Origin of the sequence: Variovorax nivicola (assembly GCF_051216475.1) — a bacterium.
GTDB lineage: Bacteria > Pseudomonadota > Gammaproteobacteria > Burkholderiales > Burkholderiaceae_C > Variovorax.
The window spans coordinates 813,343-832,901 of sequence record NZ_JBPJZK010000003.1; the positions used below are offsets into that span (position 1 = coordinate 813,343).

The window sequence follows — 19,559 nt, forward strand, 5'->3', positions numbered from 1 at the left end:
GGCCCTGAACTTGCTAAGCTATAGCTCAAGGAGATTGGTCGTTCCATGCACAAATTTGACGAGATGTATGAGCAGTTGCCCTATGCGGGGGCTGCAATCCGACAGCACTACAAGCGCTACGACCAATGGCTCGCGAAGCAACCCGGTGAGGTGATGCGTTCGCGGCGCGAAGAGGCGGAATTGATTTTCCGCCGGGTCGGCATCACCTTCGCGGTGTATGGCGCCAAGGACGAGGACGGCTCCGGCACCGAGCGGCTCATCCCGTTCGACCTGCTGCCTCGCATCATTCCCGCCCACGAGTGGGACAGCATGGAAAAGGGGTTGGTGCAGCGCGTCACGGCGCTCAACCGCTTTCTTCACGATGTCTACCATGATCAGGAAATCATCAAGGCCGGCATCATCCCGGCCGAGCAGATCCTGAACAACGCCCAGTTCCGCCCCGAGATGATGGGCGTGAACGTGCCGCACAACGTTTATTCGAACATCTCGGGCATCGACATCGTGCGTGCCCCCGATGCCGACGGCAACGGCGAGTACTACGTGCTCGAAGACAACCTGCGCGTGCCCAGCGGCGTGAGCTACATGCTCGAAAACCGCAAGATGATGATGCGGCTCTTCCCCGAGCTGTTCAATCAGAACCGCATCGCGCCGGTCGCGCACTACCCCGACCTGCTGCTCGAAACCCTGCGCGCCAGCGCGCCGCCGGCCACGGCCGAGCCCACGGTGGTGGTGCTCACGCCCGGCATGTACAACAGCGCCTACTTCGAGCACGCCTTCCTCGCGCAGCAGATGGGCGTGGAGCTGGTCGAGGGCCAGGACCTGTTCGTCAAGGACAACTTCGTCTACATGCGCACCACGCGCGGCCCGCGCCGCGTCGACGTCATCTACCGCCGCGTGGACGACGACTTCCTCGACCCTGAGGTGTTCCGCCCCACGTCCACGCTCGGTACCGCCGGCCTGATGCGCGCCTACCGCGAAGGCAACGTCGTCATCTGCAATGCAGTGGGCACGGGCGTGGCCGACGACAAGTCGATCTACCCCTACGTGCCGAAGATGGTCGAGTTCTACCTCGGCGAAAAGCCGATCCTGAAGAACGTGCCCACCTACATGTGCCGCAACAAGGACGAGCTGCAGTACACGCTCGACAACATGAAGGACCTGGTCGTCAAGGAAGTGCACGGCGCAGGCGGCTACGGCATGCTGATCGGCCCGGCCGCCACGCAGGCCGAGATCGAAGACTTCAAGAAGGCCGTGATCGCCAAGCCCGACGGCTACATCGCCCAGCCCACGCTGAGCCTGTCGACCTCGCCCACTTTTGTCGACGCCGGCATCGCGCCGCGCCACATCGACCTGCGCCCCTTCGTGCTCTCGGGCAGCGAGGTGCAGATGGTGCCCGGCGGCCTCACGCGCGTGGCGCTGAAAGAAGGTTCGCTGGTGGTCAACTCGTCGCAGGGCGGCGGCACCAAGGACACCTGGATTCTCGAAGCCGACCGCGCACCCAAGCCCAAGGCGGCGCCCGCGCAGTCGCAAAGCCAATCGTAGTAGGAGCACAACCGATGCTGTCACGCACCGCCGACCATCTCTACTGGATGTCCCGCTACACCGAGCGCGCCGAGAACACGGCGCGCATGCTGGACGTCAACTATCAGACCTCGCTGCTGCCGCAGTCCGCCGAAGTGGCCAAGTACGGCTGGCAGGGCGTGTTGTCCATCAGCGAACTGCTGCCGCTGTACAACAAGAAGTACGAGCAGATCACGCCCCACGACGTGATGGAGTTCATGGTCAAGGACGAGAGCAACGCCTCGTCGATCGTGTCCTGCCTGAAGGCCGCGCGCGAGAACGCACGTGCGGTGCGCGGCGCGCTCACCACCGAAGCCTGGGAAACGCAGAACACCACCTGGCTCGAAGTCAACCGCATGCTGCGCGCGGGCGATTTCGAGCGCGACCCGGGCCAGTTCTTCGAATGGGTCAAGTTCCGCTCGCACCTGTCGCGCGGCGTCACGCTGGGCACCATGCTGCAGGACGAGGCCTTCTACTTCTCGCGCCTGGGCACCTTCCTGGAACGCGCCGACAACACCGCGCGCCTGGTGGACGTGAAGTTCCACGCGCTGAACAGCGAGTTCTTCGGCGCCGCCACCGAGGAAGACCAGGAGTACGACTTCTATCACTGGAGCGCGATCCTGCGCAGCGTCTCGGCCTTCGAGGTCTACCGCAAGGTGTACCGCGACGTGATCAAGCCCGAGCGCGTGGCCGAGCTGCTGATTCTTCGCGCCGACATGCCGCGCTCGCTGCATGCGAGCCTGGTCGAGGTGGTGAACAACCTCGCGAAGGTGCAGAACGAGCAGAGCGCCGAAACCCAGCGCCGCGCCGGCAAGCTGCTGGCCGATCTGCAATACGCGCGGGTCGACGAGATCCTTGCGACCGGCCTGCATGCCTATCTCACGCAGTTCCTCGACCGCGTGAACGAGTTGGGCGGGCGCATCAGCCAGGACTTCCTGGTTCCCGCGCACTGAGGCTGACCGAACGAGGCTGGCGCCGACCGCGCCGCCAGCCTCAGAGCTTGTGCGTCGACAGCAGGATGCTCGTCTCGGTGCTCGAGATGCCTTCGATCTGCCGGATGGCATTGAGCACCTTGTCGAAGGCTTCGAGCGAGTCGGCGCGCAGTTCGGCCATCAGGTCCCAGCGGCCGTTGGTCGAGTGCAGGGCCACGACGTTGGGGTGACCGCGCAGCACTTGGCTGACGCGTTCGGCGCGGTGCCCTTCGATCCCGATGCTCATGATTGCGCGGATGCGGTGCGCCTCCGCTTCGGGCTTCAGCCGCACGGTGTAGCCGACGATGGTTCCGTCGTTCTCCAATTTGGCAATCCGGTTCTGTATGGTCGCCCGCGCCACGCGGAGCTTCTGGGCCAGTGCCACCACCGGCATGCGCGCGTCGTCGCGCAGCAGGGCAATGAGTTGTCGGTCGATGTCGTCCATTGCCATTTGTCAAATTGCTAATCAGATCGAGCGAAATGTAAGGTTCAAGCGCTAACTTGACAAGTTGGAGGGTTCAATCTGGCACGTCTCCCCGGAACAATCGAAAGACGGCTGCGCGATGCGGCCGGACCGTTCAGGAGACCCCCATGACCCGCTTCATCGACGTTCCCGCCATGTCCCGCCTCGTGCAGGAGATCGGCGTGGCCCCCTTCATCGGCGCATTGGCCGACACCATCCGGGAAGACTTCATTCGCTGGCCCGATTTCGACAAATCGGCCCGCGTGGCGAATCACTCGGACATCGGCGTCATCGAGCTGATGCCTGTGTCGAACGCCTCGCGCTATGCCTTCAAGTACGTCAATGGCCATCCGGCCAACACCGGCCGCGGCCTCTACACGGTGATGGCCTTCGGCGTGCTCGCCGATGTCGAGACCGGCTACCCCGTGCTGCTGTCTGAACTGACTCTTGCCACTGCGCTGCGCACCAGCGCGACCTCGCTGATGGCGGCGCGCGCATTGGCGCGGCCTGGCGCTCGTCGCATGGCGCTCATCGGCAACGGCGCGCAGAGCGAGTTCCAGGCATTGGCCTTTCACTGCCACTTGGGCATCGATGAAATCGCCGTGTACGACATCGATGCCCGCGCCACCGACAAGCTGGTGCGCAACCTTTCGGCCTTTCCGTCGCTCAAGATCATTCGTGCAGACTCCACGGCGCAGGCCGTGCGCGGCGCCGACATCGTGACGACCGTGACCGCCGACAAGGCCTGCGCCACCATCATCACGCCGGACATGATCGAGCCGGGCATGCACCTCAATGCCGTCGGCGGCGATTGCCCCGGCAAGACCGAGCTGCATGCCGACGTGCTGCGCGGCGCGCGCGTGTTCGTCGAATACGAGCCGCAGACGCGCATCGAGGGCGACATCCAGCAGTTGCCGAAAGACTCCCCCGTGGTCGACCTGTGGCGCGTGCTGGCCGGCACGGCAACGGGGCGCGAAAGCGCCGAACAAGTCACAGTGTTCGATTCGGTCGGCTTCGCGCTGGAGGACTACGCCACCTTGCGCTATGTGCACGAACAGGCCGAGCGCCGCAACCTCGGCGTGGACGTCGAACTGGTGCCGCGGGCCGATGACCCGAAGGACCTGTTCCGCCACACGCGCAGCGGCGCCTCGCGTGCTGTCATCCGAAGGGTGGCTTGATGATGCCGGCCGCGATCCGCTCCGTTCAGGCGCCGGCCGCCGTGGTCATGGTCCGTCCGCACAGGTTCACGCCGAATCCGGAGACTGCTGCCGACAACGCGTTCCAGACCGCAGCCGCCAAGGAGGCCGCGCAGGCCGTGGCCGATGCCGCCTACAGAGAGGTAACGACTGCCGTCGAGCGGCTCGAAGCCGAAGGCGTGCGCGTGCATCTGTTCGAAGACCGGGGAGAGCACGACACGCCGGACTCGGTCTTTCCCAACAACTGGTTCTCTACCCACCCGGGCGGGCACGTCGCCATTTACCCGATGCATTCGCCAAGCCGCCGTCGCGAACGCCGCGCCGACGTGATCGAGATGCTCAAGGCCAACTACCGGGTACAGGACGTGATCGACTATTCCGGCCTCGAGCACGACGGCCTGTTTCTCGAAGGCACCGGTGCGATGGTGCTCGACCACCTGGCGCGCGTGGCCTACACGGCACGCTCCAACCGGGCCGATCCGGTGGCGCTGGAGCGTTTCAGCACGCACTTCAATTTCGAACCGATGCTGGTGGACACGGCCGATGAAGCCGGCCGGCCGATCTATCACACCAATGTGCTGATGTGCGTGGCCACGGCCTTCGCGTTGGTCGGCTTCGACATGATCCCGGATGCGCGTCGTGCGGCCGAGGTGCGCGCCCGCCTGGAGGAATCGGGGCGCGAAGTCATTGCGCTCACGGCCAGGCAGATTGCCGAATTCGCGGGCAATGCAATCGAGCTGTCAGGCCGCGATGGCCGCGTGCTCGCGCTGTCGCAGCGCGCCTGCAACAGCCTGAGCAGCCAGCAGAAGGCGGTCATCGAACGATCCGCGCGGCTGGTTCCGTTGCCGGTTCCGACGATCGAGATGGCGGGCGGATCGGTGCGCTGCATGATCGCCGGCATTCATCTGTCGCCCCGGCGCGGCTAGCGCGAAAACGATTCGACAGCCACTGGAATCGCGGGCGCCTGCCAGCGGTAGGCATCCTGCAGCACATCGCGTTCTGGCTTCTGCCCGTTCCACTGGATGTGGAGCAGGTCCATCAGCGTCCAGCCCGACCAGTCCGCGCGAAACGGTTGCTGCTGCGCCGCGGCCGGTGGCAGCGGCTGCTGGTTGCGCCACACCACGGCCGGAATGCGATAGCCCGAAGCGGTCGCCGGGCTGTGCCCCGCGCGGTCGCTGACGTGGCCTACCTCCTGCCCGTGGTCCGACAGGTACATCCACGCGCGGTAGTCGCCCGGCTTGCCTGCGCTGCGCGTCTGCTGCAGCAGCTCGGACACCACGAAGTCGTGATACAGCAGCGCAGCGTCGTATTCCTGGCGGAAGCGGCGCACCCAGGCCGAGCGGCCGTCTTTCACAAGGCCGTTCTCGACCGCATCCACATCGTCGTCGAAGGGATTGGCGTTGGCTGGAAAGCGCAGGCTGTAGTGCGGATGCGCGCCCATCAGATGAACCACGATCAGCTTGCGGTCGGTGCTCGTATCGGCCAGTGCCTCCTGCATGCAGTCGAGAATCTCGCCGTCCAGCGAGGCGCTGGCGCGGCCGGGCGTGCGGTTGACCATGTCGACCACGTCGGCGAGGCGCGCATGCTGCTGCTCGATGGCCAGGTCGTCATGGTTGCTGATCCACCAGACCTTGTAGCCGGCAGCGCGCGCCAGGGCCAGCAGGTGCGGCGGGTTCTCGCTCTCGGGCAGGCCGAAGTGGAACATATTGCGCAGCGCGGGCAGGGTGCTTGCATCGACGGACCAAGCGTTCTGCAGCACCGCCATCTGGTCGCCGGTCTGCGCCTTGTGCGCCAGCAGGCGCGGCGTGGTCGGGCGGCCGTAGCCGTACAGCGCCATGTTGTCGCGGTTGATGCTGTCGGTGATGACCAGCACCACTGTGGAGGGGCCAGCCTGCGATATCACGGGCGCGATGCCTTTGGCCTGCGCCATCAGGCGGTCGCGCTGCTTCTGCTGGTCGGCCCAGGCGGCGCGCAGCGTGTGAACGGAATCTGCCCACTGCGTCCAGAAGATGGCGGGATGCAGCCGGCGCCAGGGCTTGCTTGCGTAGGCCGCGCACGCGACGAGAAGCAGCAGCGCGACAAGCGCCACGGCCCATCGCGCGGGCCGGGCAGACGGAGCCGCTGCATCGGCTACAGCGCCGCGCCGCGCGAACGTGCCCACGAGCACACCCGCCACGACCAGCACCGCACCCCACATGGCAGCGGAGCGCCAATGCATCCACAGGTATTCGGAGCCCTCGCGCGCATTGGTGTTGGCTGCTGCGCCCAGCACCATCGCAGCGTCGGGCGCGGCCTGGTAGGCATCGAGCAGGTAGGCGCGCAGCGCGCCGTCGAGCGCAAAGCCCATGGCCCAGAGCCAGACCAGCAACGTGCGCAAGCGCTGCATCCGCGCGCTGCGCAACGGCCACGCAAGCCACAGCACCATCGGCATTGCGAGCACCGCGAGTTGCGCGATACGACGGCCGTCGTGGCCCAGCGCGATGAGCGCCAGCAGCGTTGCGCCCACCACGCCGCAGGCGAGCAGCGCTTTGCGCGACGGAGAGACTTCGTTGGTTGGAGTGGTCAAGCAGGCAGCGCGGCAAGTCGGGGGCGGGCGCATTCTGCCCCGGGGCTCGCGCAGCGGACCTCAGTGCCCCGATGGTGGCGAGGTCTTTTGGATCGATCAGGTCGCCGTGGCCTGCCGCACCGCGCGTTCCCAGCGCGCCATCGATTCCTCGGCCTGCGCGCGGCCCATGGTCGGCATGAAGCGCCGCTCGATCTTCCACAGCTTCGAGAGCTGGCGCGCGTCGGTGTAGACGCCGGTCGACAGCCCCGCGAGGTAGGCAGCGCCCAGCGCCGTGGTCTCGATCACTTCGGGCCGCACCACCGGAATGCCCAGCAGGTCAGCCTGGAACTGCATCAGCAGATCGTTCACGCTCGCGCCACCGTCCACGCGCAGCTCTGCCACGGGCTTGCCGCCGGCAGCCACTGCGTCGCGGCTCATGGCTTGCAGCAGCGCGGCGCTCTGGTAGGCGATGCTTTCGAGTGCGGCCCGCGCGATGTGCGCGACCGTGGTGCCGCGCGTGAGGCCGGTGATCGTGCCGCGCGCATCGGCATCCCAGTAGGGCGCTCCAAGGCCGGTGAAGGCCGGCACCATCATCACGCCGCCGGCATCGGGAACGCTCTCGGCCAGCGACTGCACTTCGGCGCTGCCCTTGATGGCCTTGAGCCCGTCGCGCAGCCACTGCACCACGGCACCACCGACGAACACGCTGCCTTCCATGGCGTACTGCGGCGTCGCATCGGTCTGCGCGGCGCTGGTCACGAGCAGGCCGTTGTGCGAGGGCTGGAATGCGCCACCCGTGTGCATCAGCAGGAAGCAGCCGGTGCCGTAGGTGTTCTTGGCCATGCCGGCCTCGAAGCAAGCTTGGCCGAAGAGGGCGCTCTGCTGGTCGCCGGCCACGCCGCCGATGGGCAGCGTGTGGCCCAGCAGTGCGGAGTCGGTGTCGGCGAAGTGCGAGCTCGAAGGCTGCACCTTGGGCATCAGCGCGGCGGGAATGTCGAGCGCCTTCAGCAGGTCGGTGTCCCATTCGTTGCTGTGCACGTTGAACAGCATGGTGCGCGAGGCGTTGCTCACGTCGGTCACGTGCACCTTGCCGCCGGTAAGTTGCCACATGAGCCAGCTGTCGACCGTGCCGAAGGCGAGTTCGCCGCGCTCGGCCTGGGCGCGGGCGCCGGGCACGTTGTCGAGCAGCCAGCGCAGCTTGGTGCCGGAGAAGTACGCGTCGATCACTAGCCCGGTCTTCTCGCGGATGGTGTCGGTCATGCCCTCGTCGCGCAGCCTGGCGCACAAGGGCTCGGCGCGACGGTCCTGCCAGACGATGGCGTGGTGCACCGGCTGGCCCGTGGCGCGGTTCCACAGCACGGTGGTTTCGCGCTGGTTGGTAATGCCGATGGCGTGGATGTCGGTGGGTTTGAGCTTCGCCTTGGCGAGCACTTCGCGCGCGGTGGCGAGCTGGCTGCGCCAGATTTCCATCGGATCGTGCTCGACCCAGCCCGGCTGCGGGTAGATCTGCGTCAGCTCTTTCTGCGCGATGGCGACGATGTGGCCTTCGCGGTCGAACACGATGCTGCGCGAGCTGGAAGTGCCCTGGTCTAGGGCTAGCAGGTAGGTCATGGGTTGAGTGTTTCTCTTGTCTGATCAAGCGTTCTTGGCGCTTCTGTTTGGGGTGCGTGCGAATGGCGCCGGGTGCTCCCCTCCGCGAATGTCCCCCGGCCTGCGGCCTCCTCCTTTATTTCGCTGCGGGGAGCACCCGGTGCCATTCGCACATGGGCGCTGCCGTTGTGCTGGTCGATCAACCAGTGCTCTGAAACGATCACGTCGATGGCGTGCTCTGCGCAGCGAAATAAAGGAGGAGGCCGAAGGCCGGGGGACATTCGCGGAGCAGAGTACGCCGTCGGCGCGATCGCACCCCGAATGACCGGCAACGCATCGAACCAAAAAGCAGGGTTCCATTTCAATCGCGCGCAATCTCGAGCCGTACCTGCGCAGCGTGCAGCAACTCAGCAAAAGGCGCCGGCGGCTCCGCATCCGTAAACAGCCGGTCAATCTGCGACAGCGTACCGAGCTGGATCATCGCCGGCCGGTTGAACTTGCTCGCATCCGCCGCCAGCCACACCTCGCGCGCCTGCGCGATGATGGTCTGCGCCACCTTCACCTCGCGCAAGTCGAAGTCGCGCAGCGACCCGTCGGCCTCGATGCTCGACACGCCGATCAGCGCGATGTCGACCTTGAATTGGCGGATGAAGTCGATGGTCGCCTCGCCCACGATGGCGCGGTCGCGCGGGCGCACCGAGCCGCCCGCCACGATCACCTCGCACGAGGTGTTGCCGCTCAGGATGGTGGCCACGTTCAGGTTGTTGGTGATCACGCGCAGGCCCGTGTGGCGCAGCAGCGCCTTGGCGATGGCCTCTGTGGTGGTGCCGATGTTGAGGATCAGCGAGCAGTCGTTGGGCACCAGTTCCGCCACGCGACGGGCGATGCGCGCCTTGCCTTCGGCGTTCAGGGTCTCGCGCTGCTGGTAGCCGATGTTCTCCGTGGTCGAACTGGGCACGCGCACGCCGCCGTGAAAGCGCGTGAGCAGGCCCTCGTCGGCCAGCCGCTGCACGTCGCGCCGCACCGTTTGCAGGGTGACGCCGAGCATGTCGGCCAGTTGTTCGACGGTGACGGAGCCGCGCGCGCGCACGGTGTCCAGGAGGTTGATCTGGCGCGGGTTGGAGTTCACAGGGGCGTCGTGGAAAGCAGGAAGACTGCGACCGAGGGTACAGAGCGCGCCACTTTAAAGCGAAAGAAAACGAAGCCAACTAAGGGAAAACTCGTAGGAAAATCGCGCCAAAAGGAATCCAAATGAAAAGACGCGAAAATACAATGGCCGCCGTTAGTGACCAAAGTCACGCTTCAACGGACCCAATTTCTGTGAGCGATTTCTCTTCCATTTCGCCCGCGCCGGCCACCGATTGCGACGTGCTCATCGTCGGCGGCGGCATCAACGGCTGCGGCATCGCGCGCGACCTCGCGGGCCGCGGCTGGCGCGTGGTGCTGTGCGAAAAGGACGATCTCGCCTCGCACACTTCGTCTTCTTCCACCAAACTGATTCATGGCGGGCTGCGCTACCTGGAGTACTACGAGTTCTCGCTGGTGCGCAAGGCGCTGCAGGAGCGCGAGGTGCTGCTCAAGAGCGCGCCGCACATCATGTGGCCGCTGCGCTTCGTGATGCCGCACGACCCCTCGATGCGCCCGGCCTGGATGATCCGCATCGGCCTGTTCATGTACGACCACCTGGCCAGGCGCGAGGTGCTGCCGGCTTCGTGCAGCGTCGATCTGCGCCGCCACGCCGCGGGCAAGCCGCTGAAGGAGCAGTACAAGCGCGGCTTCATCTACTCGGACGGCTGGGTCGACGATGCGCGCCTCGTGGTGCTGAACGCGCTCGATGCACAGGCGCGCGGCGCGGAGGTGCTGACCCGCACGCGCTGCGTGCACGCCCAGCGAGACGCCGACGGCTGGACTGCCACGCTGCAAGGCGCCGACGGCAACAAGCGCACGCTGCGCGCCCGGGCGGTGGTCAATGCCGCGGGGCCGTGGGCCGAATCCTTCCTGCGCGGCGTCGCGCAGTCGGCCAAGGGCGAGGCACTGGCCACCAAGAGCCTGCGGCTCGTGAAGGGCAGCCACATCGTTGTGCCGCGCCTGTTCGAGCACGACCACGCCTACATCTTCCAGAACCCCGACAAGCGGATCATCTTCGCCATTCCCTACCAGGACGAGTTCACGCTGATCGGCACCACCGACATCGAACTCACCGGTGACGACCCCGGCGCCGCGCGCATTGCGCAGGAAGAAATCGACTACCTCTGCACCCAGGCCAGCCGCTACTTCGAAAAGCCCATCGTGCCGGCCGACGTGGTTTGGACCTACTCGGGCGTGCGCCCGCTGCTCGACGACGATTCGGGCGACCCCTCGGCCGTCACGCGCGACTACATGCTCGAATCGAACACCACTGCAGCGCCGCTGCTGTCGGTGTGGGGCGGCAAGATCACCACCTTCCGCAAGCTGGCCGAGGACGCGGCCGACGAGGTCGGCAGGATGCTGGGCCAGTCGAGCGCGCAGCGCCCGGCCTGGACCGACGGCGCCTTTCTCGCGGGCGGCGACCTGTCGGCCTGGATCGGCGCAGCGAAGCGGCCCGACGACGATTTCGAACGCTTCGTGTCGGCGGTGCAAACCAGGTACCCGTGGCTCTACGGCCACTTGGCGCGCCGCCTCGCGCGGGGCTACGGCGCCCGCATCGCGGAGTTGCTGGGCGACGCGAAGTCCTTTGCCGACTTGGGCGACGAAGTGGCGCCAGGCCTGTACGAGCGCGAACTGCGCTTCCTGCAGGACCGCGAATGGGCCGTGAGCGCGGAAGACGTGCTCTGGCGGCGCTCCAAGCTGGGGCTGCACTACACGCCCGAAGAGCGTGAGCAGGTCGCGCGCTGGCTGCTGCTGCAGCAGGCCCGCGTCAACAACAACTAGACGAACACAAGGGAAAGAGCGCCAATGCAACTGACACTGGAGCGCGTCACCAAGAAGGTGGGTGCGCAGACATGGCTCTACGAGCAGAGCATCGCGCCCAGGAGCGGCGCGGTCACCGTGCTGCTGGGCGCAACGCAGGCCGGCAAGACCAGCCTCATGCGGCTGATGGCGGGACTGGACACGCCCACCGAAGGCAAGGTGCTGGTCAACGGCAAGGACGTGACCGGCATGCCCGTGCGCGAACGCAATGTCGCGATGGTCTACCAGCAGTTCATCAACTACCCGTCGCTCAAGGTGGCGGACAACATCGCCTCGCCGCTCAAGCTGCGTGGTGAGTCGAACATCGATGCGCGTGTGAAGGCACTGGCCGACAAACTGCACATCGGCATGTTCCTCGACCGCTATCCGGCCGAACTCTCGGGCGGCCAGCAGCAGCGCGTGGCGCTGGCGCGTGCGCTCGCCAAGAACGCACCGCTGATGCTGCTCGACGAGCCGCTGGTCAACCTCGACTACAAGCTGCGCGAAGGCCTGCGCGAAGAGCTCACGCAACTCTTTGCCACCGGCGATTCGACCGTGATCTACGCGACCACCGAACCTGGTGAAGCCTTGCTGCTCGGCGGCTACACGGCTGTGATGGATGCCGGCGAGCTGCTGCAGTACGGCCCGACGGCCGAGGTCTTCCATGCGCCGCAATCGCTGCGCGTGGCGCGCGCCTTCAGCGATCCGCCGATGAACCTGCTGGCCGGCACGGCCACCGCCGGCAAGGTGCAACTGGCCGGCGGCCCCGCGCTGGCTCTGGCTGTGCCTGAAAGCGTTGCAGGCACCGTCACGGTCGGCCTGCGCGCAAGCGCATTGAACGTGGACGCGGGGGAGGGCGACATCGCCTTGCCCGGCAAGGTGGAGCTGGCCGAAATCTCGGGCTCCGACACCTTCGTACACGTCGAGACCGCGGTGGGCGAACTGGTGGCGCAGCTCACCGGTGTGCACCGCTTCGAGCTGGGCGCCTCGATCACGCTGTACTTCAGCGCCTCGCAGGCCTATGTGTTCGATGCCAGCGAAAAGCTGGCGCTCGCGCCGGCATGGCGCAAAGGAAGCTAGTCATGGCACGCATCGACCTCGACCTGGCCCACGCCTATCGCCCCAACCCGACGCAGGACAGCGACTATGCGCTGCTGCCGCTGAAGATGAGCTTTCGCGACGGCGGGGCGTATGCCTTGCTCGGCCCTTCGGGCTGCGGCAAGACGACCATGCTGAACATCATCTCGGGCCTGCTTGTGCCCTCGCAGGGCACGGTCACCTTCGACGGCCGCGACATGACGCGCGCCACGCCGCAGGAGCGCAACATCGCGCAGGTGTTCCAGTTCCCGGTGATCTACGACACCATGACCGTGGCCGAGAACCTCGCGTTTCCGCTGCGCAACCGCAAGGTGCCGGCCGACCAGATCAAGAAGCGCGTGGGCGAGATTGCCGAGATGCTCGACATGAGCGGGCAACTCAACCAGCGCGCCGCCGGACTCGCTGCCGACGCCAAGCAGAAGATCTCGCTCGGGCGCGGGCTGGTGCGCAGCGACGTGTCGGCGGTGCTGTTCGACGAGCCGCTCACCGTGATCGATCCGCACCTGAAGTGGCAGCTGCGCCGCAAGCTCAAGCAGATTCACCGCGAGCTGAAGCTCACGCTCATCTACGTGACGCACGACCAGGTCGAAGCGCTCACCTTCGCCGAAGAGGTGGTGGTGATGACGCGCGGCAAGGCCGTGCAGGTGGGCAGCGCCGAAGCGCTGTTCGAGCGGCCGGCCCACACCTTCGTCGGGCATTTCATCGGCTCGCCGGGCATGAACTTCCTGTCCGCGAAGAGCGCGAACGGCACCATCGAGGTCGCGGGCACGCCGTTGGTGCCCACGCGCGAACTGCCGCAGGGGCCGCTGAAGATCGGCATCCGTCCCGAGTACCTGCGCCTGTCCAATGCGGGCGCCGCCGGTGCGGTGCCGGCCGTGGTGAAGCAGGTGCAGGACGTGGGCACGCACGTGATGCTGAGCGTGGAGGCCGACGGCAGCGTGCTGAAGGTGCGGCTGCACTCTGACGACCAGCCGCCGGCAGCGGGAGACACGGTGTGGGTGCGGGTGCTCGACACGCACACCTGCTATTACAAAGACGAGGAACTGGTCGCATGAACGCCACCAACAAACCGATCAACCAGAAGGCGTGGTGGCTGGTGCTGCCGGTGCTCATCTGCGTTGCGTTCTCGGCCATCGTGCCGCTCATGACGGTGGTCAACTACTCGGTGCAGGACATCATCTCGCCCGAGCGCCGCGTGTTCGTCGGCACCGAATGGTTCGCCTCGGTGATGCGCGACGACGAGCTGCACGAGGCGCTGTGGCGCCAGCTGGGCTTCTCGCTGTCGGTGCTGCTGGTCGAGATTCCGCTGGGCATCGGCCTGGCACTGTCGATGCCGGCCAAGGGCTGGAAGTCGTCGGCGGTGCTGGTGGTGGTGGCGCTGTCGCTGCTGATTCCCTGGAACGTGGTCGGCACCATCTGGCAGATCTACGGCCGCGCCGACATCGGCCTGCTGGGCCATGCGCTGCAGACGATGGGCATCGAATACAACTACACCGGCAGCGCCACCGACGCGTGGCTCACCGTGCTGGTCATGGACGTGTGGCACTGGACGCCGCTGGTGGCGCTGCTGTGCTACGCGGGCCTGCGCTCGATTCCCGATGCCTACTACCAGGCCGCGCGCATCGACGGCGCGAGCAAGTTCGCGGTGTTCCGCTTCATCCAGCTGCCCAAGATGCGCGGCGTGCTGATGATCGCGGTGCTGCTGCGCTTCATGGACAGTTTCATGATCTACACCGAGCCCTTCGTGCTGACGGGCGGCGGGCCGGGCAACGCGACCACCTTCCTGAGCCAGTACCTCACGCAGAAGGCCGTGGGGCAGTTCGACCTGGGACCGGCGGCTGCGTTCTCGCTGATCTATTTCCTCATCATCCTGCTGTTCTGCTTCGTGCTCTACAACTGGATGCAGCGGGTCGGTACGCAGGAAGCGGAGGTGGAAAAATGAACGAGAAGAGATTTCACAAGCGCAGCATCTTCCTGGTGCTGTACATCCTGTTCGCGCTGTTGCCCATCTACTGGATGATCAACATGAGCTTCAAGACGAACGAGGAGATCCTGTCGAGCTTCTCGTTCTTCCCGCAGCAGCTCACCTGGGCCAACTACGCGCGCATCTTCACCGACGAGTCGTGGTACTCGGGCTACATCAACAGCCTGATCTACGTGGCGATCAACACGGTGATCTCACTCACCGTGGCGCTGCCTGCTGCCTATGCGTTCTCGCGCTATTCGTTCCTCGGCGACAAGCACGTGTTCTTCTGGCTGCTGACCAACCGCATGACGCCGCCCGCGGTGTTTCTGCTGCCGTTCTTCCAGCTGTACAGCACGGTCGGCCTGATGGATACGCACCTGGGCGTGGCGCTGGCGCATCTGCTTTTCAACGTGCCGCTGGCGGTGTGGATCCTGGAAGGCTTCATGAGCGGCATTCCGCGCGAGATCGACGAGACGGCGTACATCGACGGCTACTCGTTCCCGCGCTTCTTCCTCACCATCTTCCTGCCGCTCATCAAGGCCGGCGTGGGCGTGGCGGCGTTCTTCTGCTTCATGTTCAGCTGGGTCGAGCTGCTGCTGGCGCGCACGCTCACGAGCGTGAACGCCAAGCCCATCGTGGCGACGATGACGCGCACGGTGAGCGCCTCGGGCATGGACTGGGCAACGCTGGCGGCTGCCGGCGTGTTGACCATCGTGCCGGGCGCCATCGTCATCTGGTTCGTGCGCCATTACATCGCGAAGGGTTTCGCGATGGGTCGTGTTTAAGGAGGCCGAGAGATGTTCGACTGGATGGTCTGGACCACACCGGTGGCCGTGTTCTTCATCTGCATCGCGCTCATGCTGGTTGGCATGACGGTGTGGGAATTCAAGTCGCCCACCACGCTGCGGCGCGGCTGGCTGCCGATGGCCACCACGCGCGGCGACCGGCTCTTCATCGGGCTGCTGTCGGCGGCCTACCTGAACCTGGTCTTCATCGGCCTGGCCGGCAAGTTCCAGGAATGGTTCAGCCTGGAAGCCGAGCCTTCGATCTGGATCAGCTTCGTGCTGTCGATGGGCCTGCTTGCGCTCGTGATGCGCAAGGGCTGAGCGGGCACGTCTTTCGCCTTATTCGTTCAACCAAATGCGTTCCGGCTCTCCGCCTCCCCGGAGCCGTGATCGAACACAAAACCGGGGAAGCAACAACCGAGGAGACAACTTCATGAAGATGCGCTACACGGCATTGGCACTGGCAGCGGCGATGTTCGCCGCGCACGGTGCGGCAACGGCCGGCGAGGCTGAAGCCAAGAAATGGATCGACAGCGAGTTCCAGCCATCTACCTTGTCCAAGGACAAGCAGATGGAGGAAATGAAATGGTTCATCGACGCGGCCAAGAAGCTGCAGGCCAAGGGCGTGAAGGAGGTGTCCGTCGTCTCCGAAACCCTGACCACCCACGAGTACGAATCGAAGACGCTGGCCAAGGCCTTCGAGGAAATCACCGGCATCAAGGTCAAGCACGACCTGATCCAGGAAGGCGACGTGGTCGAGAAGCTGCAGACCTCGATGCAGTCGGGCAAGTCGATCTATGACGGCTGGGTGTCCGACTCCGACCTGATCGGCACGCACTACCGCTACGGCAAGATCATGTCGCTGACCGAGTACATGGGCGGCGCGGGCAAGGAGTTCACCAACCCCGGCCTCGACCTGAAGGACTTCATCGGCACCAGCTTCACCACCGCGCCCGACGGCCAGCTCTACCAGCTGCCCGACCAGCAGTTCGCCAACCTGTACTGGTTTCGCGCCGACCTGTTCGCACGCAAGGACCTGCAGGACAAGTTCAAGGCCAAGTACGGCTACAACCTGGGCGTGCCGCTCAACTGGAGCGCCTACGAAGACATCGCCGAGTTCTTCAGCGTCGACGTGAAGACCATCGACGGCAAGCCGATCTACGGCCACATGGACTACGGCAAGAAAGACCCGTCGCTGGGCTGGCGCTTCACCGATGCATGGCTGTCGATGGCCGGCTCCGCCGACAAGGGCATTCCCAACGGCATGCCGATCGACGAATGGGGCATTCGCGTCGCTGCCGACAAGTGCACACCCACGGGCGCCTCGGTGTCGCGTGGCGGTGCTACCAACTCGCCGGCCGCCGTGTACGCGCTCACCAAGTACATCGACTGGATGAAGAAGTACGCGCCCAAGGAGGCCATGGGCATGACCTTCGGCGAATCCGGCCCGGTGCCGGCGCAGGGCCAGATCGCCCAGCAGATCTTCTGGTACACGGCCTTCACCGCCGACATGACCAAGAAGGGCCTGCCCGTGGTGAACGACGACGGCTCGCCGAAGTGGCGCATGGCCCCCGGCCCGAACGGTCCGTACTGGAAGCAGGGCATGCAGAACGGCTACCAGGACGTGGGCTCGTGGACCTTCTTCAAGGGCCATGACGCCAACAAGACGGCCGCAGCCTGGCTCTACGCGCAGTTCATCACCGCCAAGACCACCTCGCTGAAGAAGTCGATCACCGGCCTGACCTTCATCCGCGACAGCGACATCCGCTCGGACTACTTCACGCAGAACGCCAACAAGTACGGCGGCCTGATCGAGTTCTACCGCAGCCCGGCGCGCGTGGCCTGGACCCCGACCGGCACCAACGTGCCCGACTATCCGAAGCTCGCGCAGCTCTGGTGGAAGAACGTGGCCGAGGCCGTCACGGGCGAGAAGACCCCGCAGAAGGCAATGGACAACCTGGCCGACGAGATGGACAACGTGATGGCCCGCCTCGAGCGCGCCGGCATGGCCCATTGCGCGCCCAAGCTCAACCCCAAGGGCGACCCGGCCAAGTACCTGAGCGACGACCACGCCCCGTGGAAGAAGCTGGCCAACGAGAAGCCGAAGGGCGAGACCATCGACTACAACAAGCTGCTGACCGCCTGGAAGGAAGGCAAGGTGCGCTGAGCCTCCCTCGCGCACCGCTACAGGGGCCGTGCCGCAAGGTGCGGCCCTTTTTTCTTGTTCTTTTTCCGCATTGCCGGCCATTTGACCGATTCGACCGTCTGATTGCCGCGACGCCATGACCATTGGCAGATGCGCTCGCTACAGGCATCGCGTACATTCGACGGCCCCCGAAACGCCACCGCCAGTGACTTCCAGCCCCTCCAGCCCCCCTCGAAGCGTCAAGCGCGTCCTCGTTCTTCGCTATTCGCAATCCGGCCAGCTCGACGAGGTTGCAGACCGGATCGTGGCGCCGCTGCGCGCCGACCCGTCGATCGAGGTGCACGAGGAAACGCTGCGCCCGCTCGCGCCGTACCCCTTTCCCTGGCCTTTCCTGACCTTCTTCGACGCCTTTCCGGAGTCGGCCCACATGAAGCCGCAGCCGCTGGCGCCGCTGTCGCTCACGGGCGAGGAAGAGTTCGACCTTGTCATCCTGCCGTACCAGGTGTGGTTCCTGGCGCCTTCGCAGCCCGTTGCTGCCTTCCTCAAGCACCCGGTGGCGGCGCGGCTGCTCAAAGGCAAGCCGGTGGTCACGGTCATCGCCTGCCGCAACATGTGGCTGCTGGCCCACGAAAAGCTCAAGGGCATGCTCGACGACGTGGGCGCGCGCCTGATCGACAACGTGGTGCTGACCGACCCCGGCCCCACGCTCGCCACCTTCTTCACCACGCCAGCCTGGCTGATCTGGGGCCGCAAGCGCGGCTTCTGGGGCATGCCCGATGCGGGGCTCAGTACCGAACAGATCAACGGTACCGGCCGTTTCGGTCGTGCCCTGCGTGATGCACTGCACAACGACCAGGAGCGTGGCACGCAGCCTCTGCTGGCCGGCCTTGGGGCGGTACAGGCCAATGCCAGGCTGCTCATCAGCGAGAAGGCCGGCACCCGCAGCTTCTACCTCTGGGGCAAGCTGATCATGGCCGCCGGCGGGCCCGGCGCGTGGCAGCGCAAGCCGCTGCTGCTGCTGTACGTGCTGTTTCTGCTGGTACTGATCATTACGGTGGTGCCCGTGAGCCTGAGCCTGCAGGCACTCTTGCGACCTTTGTTCAGAGGGTGGCTGACTAAAATGACAGCCCAATTCGAGTGCCCGTCGGGCTCAGCCACGGACCGCACCCCCCTCTATGACGACTGATGTCTTCCTGACCCGCACCGCCGCCTTTCTGCCCTTTTCCCCGGTCAGCAATGAAGACATCGAAGACGTCCTCGGTCGCATCGGCGGCAAGGCGTCCCGCGCGCGGCGGCTGATTCTGCGCAGCAACGGCATCCAGTCGCGCCACTACGCGATCGACCGCGCCACCGGCGAACTGGCGATGACCAACGCGCAACTCACCGCATCCGCGATTCGCGCGCTGGGCGACGTGGGGCCGGTCGACTGCCTCGTTACCGGCACTTCGCTGCCCGACCAGCTCATGCCCAACCACGCGGTGATGGTGCACGGTGAACTCGGCTGGCCGCGGCTCGAAGTGGTGGCCTGCGCGGGCATCTGCCTGGCCGGCGCCACGGCGTTGAAGCATGCATGGCTTTCGGTGCGCGCGGGTGATGCCCGGCGTGCGGTGGCCACGGGTTCCGAGCTGGCCTCGGCCGTGATGCGTGGCTCGCGCTTCGAGGCCGAGCTCGAACACAAGCTCGAAGCGCTGGAGGCGCGACCCGAACTGGCCTTCGAAAAAGACTTTCTGCGCTGGATGTTGTCCGACGGTGCGGGCGCCGTGCTGCTGGAGCGCGAACCGCGCGGGCCGCTGTCGCTGCGCATCGATTGGATCGACCTGTCGTCCGCCGCGCACGAGCTGCCGGTGTGCATGTACGCCGGCGCCGAGAAAAACGCCGAAGGCGGCCTCGACGGCTGGGGGCGCAAGTCGCCAGAAGACTGGCAGCGCGAGTCGACCTTCGCCGTCAAGCAGGACGTGCGCCTGCTCAACGACAACATCGTGCGCGCGACGCTGGGCGAGCCGCTGGCGGCCATCATCGAGCGACGCGGGCTGAAGTCGGCGGACATCGACTGGTTCCTGCCGCACCTGTCGTCGCAGTACTTCGTCGAGCCGGTAAGCCAGTGCCTCGAATCGCTGGGCTTGCCGATTCCGCGCGAGCGCTGGTTCAGCAATCTTGCGAGCAAGGGCAACACGGGTTCGGCGTCGCCGTACATCATGCTCGACGAACTGTTCCGCTCGGGCCGCATCCAGCGCGGCCAGAAGTTGCTGATGTTCGTGCCCGAAAGCGGCCGCTTCTCCAGCGGCTTTATTTATATGGAAGCGGTGTAGCC

The 19,559-nt window shown here is 65.7% G+C and carries 17 protein-coding genes; 13 read left to right on the forward strand and 4 right to left on the reverse strand.

What is annotated here, in order from left to right; genetic code table 11:
• Nucleotides 1-45 precede the first annotated feature (45 nt).
• Both ACSFBF_RS16545 and ACSFBF_RS16550 read left to right on the forward strand, forming a co-directional pair.
• Nucleotides 46-1,542, forward strand: coding sequence for a circularly permuted type 2 ATP-grasp protein (locus tag ACSFBF_RS16545; RefSeq protein WP_093050814.1), 1,497 nt, complete (start codon nt 46-48; stop codon nt 1,540-1,542).
• A gap of 14 nt (nt 1,543-1,556) precedes the next feature.
• Nucleotides 1,557-2,513: an alpha-E domain-containing protein gene (locus ACSFBF_RS16550; protein ID WP_435468728.1), complete on the forward strand. Its 957-nt coding sequence runs from the start codon at nt 1,557-1,559 to the stop codon at nt 2,511-2,513.
• A gap of 40 nt (nt 2,514-2,553) precedes the next feature.
• On the opposite strand, the gene ACSFBF_RS16555 is transcribed toward ACSFBF_RS16550, so the two are convergent.
• On the reverse strand, nt 2,554-2,976 hold the full coding sequence (locus ACSFBF_RS16555) for an Lrp/AsnC family transcriptional regulator (protein ID WP_435468813.1): 423 nt from the start codon (nt 2,974-2,976) through the stop codon (nt 2,554-2,556).
• A 146-nt stretch (nt 2,977-3,122) separates the two neighbouring features.
• On the opposite strand from ACSFBF_RS16555, the gene ACSFBF_RS16560 reads away from it, so the two are divergent.
• Nucleotides 3,123-4,172, forward strand: coding sequence for an ornithine cyclodeaminase (locus ACSFBF_RS16560; protein ID WP_435468730.1), 1,050 nt, complete (start codon nt 3,123-3,125; stop codon nt 4,170-4,172).
• Nucleotides 4,173-4,174: 2 nt separating this feature from the next.
• Nucleotides 4,175-5,116 carry a citrulline utilization hydrolase CtlX gene (gene ctlX / locus ACSFBF_RS16565; RefSeq protein WP_435468732.1) on the forward strand — a complete coding sequence of 314 codons (942 nt, stop codon included), beginning with the start codon at nt 4,175-4,177 and terminating at the stop codon, nt 5,114-5,116.
• Here the strand turns inward: ctlX and ACSFBF_RS16570 are convergent.
• The 3 genes from ACSFBF_RS16570 to ACSFBF_RS16580 all read right to left on the reverse strand — a co-directional run bounded on the left by ACSFBF_RS16570 (nt 5,113) and on the right by ACSFBF_RS16580 (nt 9,454).
• The gene (locus ACSFBF_RS16570) at nt 5,113-6,756 is read right to left on the reverse strand and encodes a phosphoethanolamine transferase (protein ID WP_435468734.1); all 1,644 of its coding nucleotides are present in this window, start codon (nt 6,754-6,756) and stop codon (nt 5,113-5,115) included. The genes ctlX and ACSFBF_RS16570 overlap by 4 nt on opposite strands.
• Before the next feature lie 96 nt (nt 6,757-6,852).
• A complete protein-coding gene (gene glpK / locus ACSFBF_RS16575) occupies nt 6,853-8,346 on the reverse strand; it encodes a glycerol kinase GlpK (protein ID WP_435468736.1) in 1,494 nt (497 codons plus the stop codon).
• Nucleotides 8,347-8,686: 340 nt separating this feature from the next.
• The gene (locus ACSFBF_RS16580; RefSeq protein WP_435468738.1) at nt 8,687-9,454 is read right to left on the reverse strand and encodes a DeoR/GlpR family DNA-binding transcription regulator; all 768 of its coding nucleotides are present in this window, start codon (nt 9,452-9,454) and stop codon (nt 8,687-8,689) included.
• 122 nt (nt 9,455-9,576) lie between these two features.
• On the opposite strand from ACSFBF_RS16580, the gene glpD reads away from it, so the two are divergent.
• From glpD to ACSFBF_RS16625, 9 genes are all read left to right on the forward strand, one after another.
• The gene (gene glpD / locus ACSFBF_RS16585; protein ID WP_435468740.1) at nt 9,577-11,235 is read left to right on the forward strand and encodes a glycerol-3-phosphate dehydrogenase; all 1,659 of its coding nucleotides are present in this window, start codon (nt 9,577-9,579) and stop codon (nt 11,233-11,235) included.
• 24 nt (nt 11,236-11,259) lie between these two features.
• Nucleotides 11,260-12,333 carry an ABC transporter ATP-binding protein gene (locus tag ACSFBF_RS16590; RefSeq protein ID WP_435468742.1) on the forward strand — a complete coding sequence of 358 codons (1,074 nt, stop codon included), beginning with the start codon at nt 11,260-11,262 and terminating at the stop codon, nt 12,331-12,333.
• 2 nt (nt 12,334-12,335) lie between these two features.
• Nucleotides 12,336-13,406, forward strand: coding sequence for an ABC transporter ATP-binding protein (locus tag ACSFBF_RS16595; RefSeq protein ID WP_093080148.1), 1,071 nt, complete (start codon nt 12,336-12,338; stop codon nt 13,404-13,406).
• The gene (locus ACSFBF_RS16600; protein ID WP_093050786.1) at nt 13,403-14,293 is read left to right on the forward strand and encodes a carbohydrate ABC transporter permease; all 891 of its coding nucleotides are present in this window, start codon (nt 13,403-13,405) and stop codon (nt 14,291-14,293) included. The genes ACSFBF_RS16595 and ACSFBF_RS16600 overlap by 4 nt, the downstream gene beginning before the upstream one ends.
• Nucleotides 14,290-15,102 carry a carbohydrate ABC transporter permease gene (locus ACSFBF_RS16605; RefSeq protein WP_019656045.1) on the forward strand — a complete coding sequence of 271 codons (813 nt, stop codon included), beginning with the start codon at nt 14,290-14,292 and terminating at the stop codon, nt 15,100-15,102. The genes ACSFBF_RS16600 and ACSFBF_RS16605 overlap by 4 nt, the downstream gene beginning before the upstream one ends.
• Before the next feature lie 12 nt (nt 15,103-15,114).
• Nucleotides 15,115-15,423: a DUF2160 domain-containing protein gene (locus ACSFBF_RS16610; protein ID WP_093050783.1), complete on the forward strand. Its 309-nt coding sequence runs from the start codon at nt 15,115-15,117 to the stop codon at nt 15,421-15,423.
• A 112-nt stretch (nt 15,424-15,535) separates the two neighbouring features.
• The gene (locus ACSFBF_RS16615) at nt 15,536-17,269 is read left to right on the forward strand and encodes an ABC transporter substrate-binding protein (protein ID WP_093050780.1); all 1,734 of its coding nucleotides are present in this window, start codon (nt 15,536-15,538) and stop codon (nt 17,267-17,269) included.
• Nucleotides 17,270-17,453: 184 nt separating this feature from the next.
• The gene (locus ACSFBF_RS16620) at nt 17,454-18,434 is read left to right on the forward strand and encodes a dialkylrecorsinol condensing enzyme (protein WP_435468746.1); all 981 of its coding nucleotides are present in this window, start codon (nt 17,454-17,456) and stop codon (nt 18,432-18,434) included.
• Nucleotides 18,424-19,557, forward strand: coding sequence for a beta-ketoacyl-ACP synthase III (locus ACSFBF_RS16625; protein ID WP_435468748.1), 1,134 nt, complete (start codon nt 18,424-18,426; stop codon nt 19,555-19,557). Before ACSFBF_RS16620 ends, ACSFBF_RS16625 begins: the two co-directional genes overlap by 11 nt.
• Nucleotides 19,558-19,559: the final 2 nt, after the last annotated feature.

Coding starts and splice junctions, on each gene's coding strand:
- ACSFBF_RS16545 (WP_093050814.1), top strand. CDS start 46: ATGCACAAATTTGACGAGATGTATGAGCAGTTGCCCTATGCGGGGGCT.
- ACSFBF_RS16550 (WP_435468728.1), top strand. CDS start 1,557: ATGCTGTCACGCACCGCCGACCATCTCTACTGGATGTCCCGCTACACC.
- ACSFBF_RS16555 (WP_435468813.1), bottom strand. CDS start 2,976: ATGGACGACATCGACCGACAACTCATTGCCCTGCTGCGCGACGACGCG.
- ACSFBF_RS16560 (WP_435468730.1), top strand. CDS start 3,123: ATGACCCGCTTCATCGACGTTCCCGCCATGTCCCGCCTCGTGCAGGAG.
- ctlX (WP_435468732.1), top strand. CDS start 4,175: ATGCCGGCCGCGATCCGCTCCGTTCAGGCGCCGGCCGCCGTGGTCATG.
- glpK (WP_435468736.1), bottom strand. CDS start 8,346: ATGACCTACCTGCTAGCCCTAGACCAGGGCACTTCCAGCTCGCGCAGC.
- glpD (WP_435468740.1), top strand. CDS start 9,577: ATGAAAAGACGCGAAAATACAATGGCCGCCGTTAGTGACCAAAGTCAC.
- ACSFBF_RS16590 (WP_435468742.1), top strand. CDS start 11,260: ATGCAACTGACACTGGAGCGCGTCACCAAGAAGGTGGGTGCGCAGACA.
- ACSFBF_RS16595 (WP_093080148.1), top strand. CDS start 12,336: ATGGCACGCATCGACCTCGACCTGGCCCACGCCTATCGCCCCAACCCG.
- ACSFBF_RS16600 (WP_093050786.1), top strand. CDS start 13,403: ATGAACGCCACCAACAAACCGATCAACCAGAAGGCGTGGTGGCTGGTG.
- ACSFBF_RS16605 (WP_019656045.1), top strand. CDS start 14,290: ATGAACGAGAAGAGATTTCACAAGCGCAGCATCTTCCTGGTGCTGTAC.
- ACSFBF_RS16610 (WP_093050783.1), top strand. CDS start 15,115: ATGTTCGACTGGATGGTCTGGACCACACCGGTGGCCGTGTTCTTCATC.
- ACSFBF_RS16615 (WP_093050780.1), top strand. CDS start 15,536: ATGAAGATGCGCTACACGGCATTGGCACTGGCAGCGGCGATGTTCGCC.
- ACSFBF_RS16625 (WP_435468748.1), top strand. CDS start 18,424: ATGACGACTGATGTCTTCCTGACCCGCACCGCCGCCTTTCTGCCCTTT.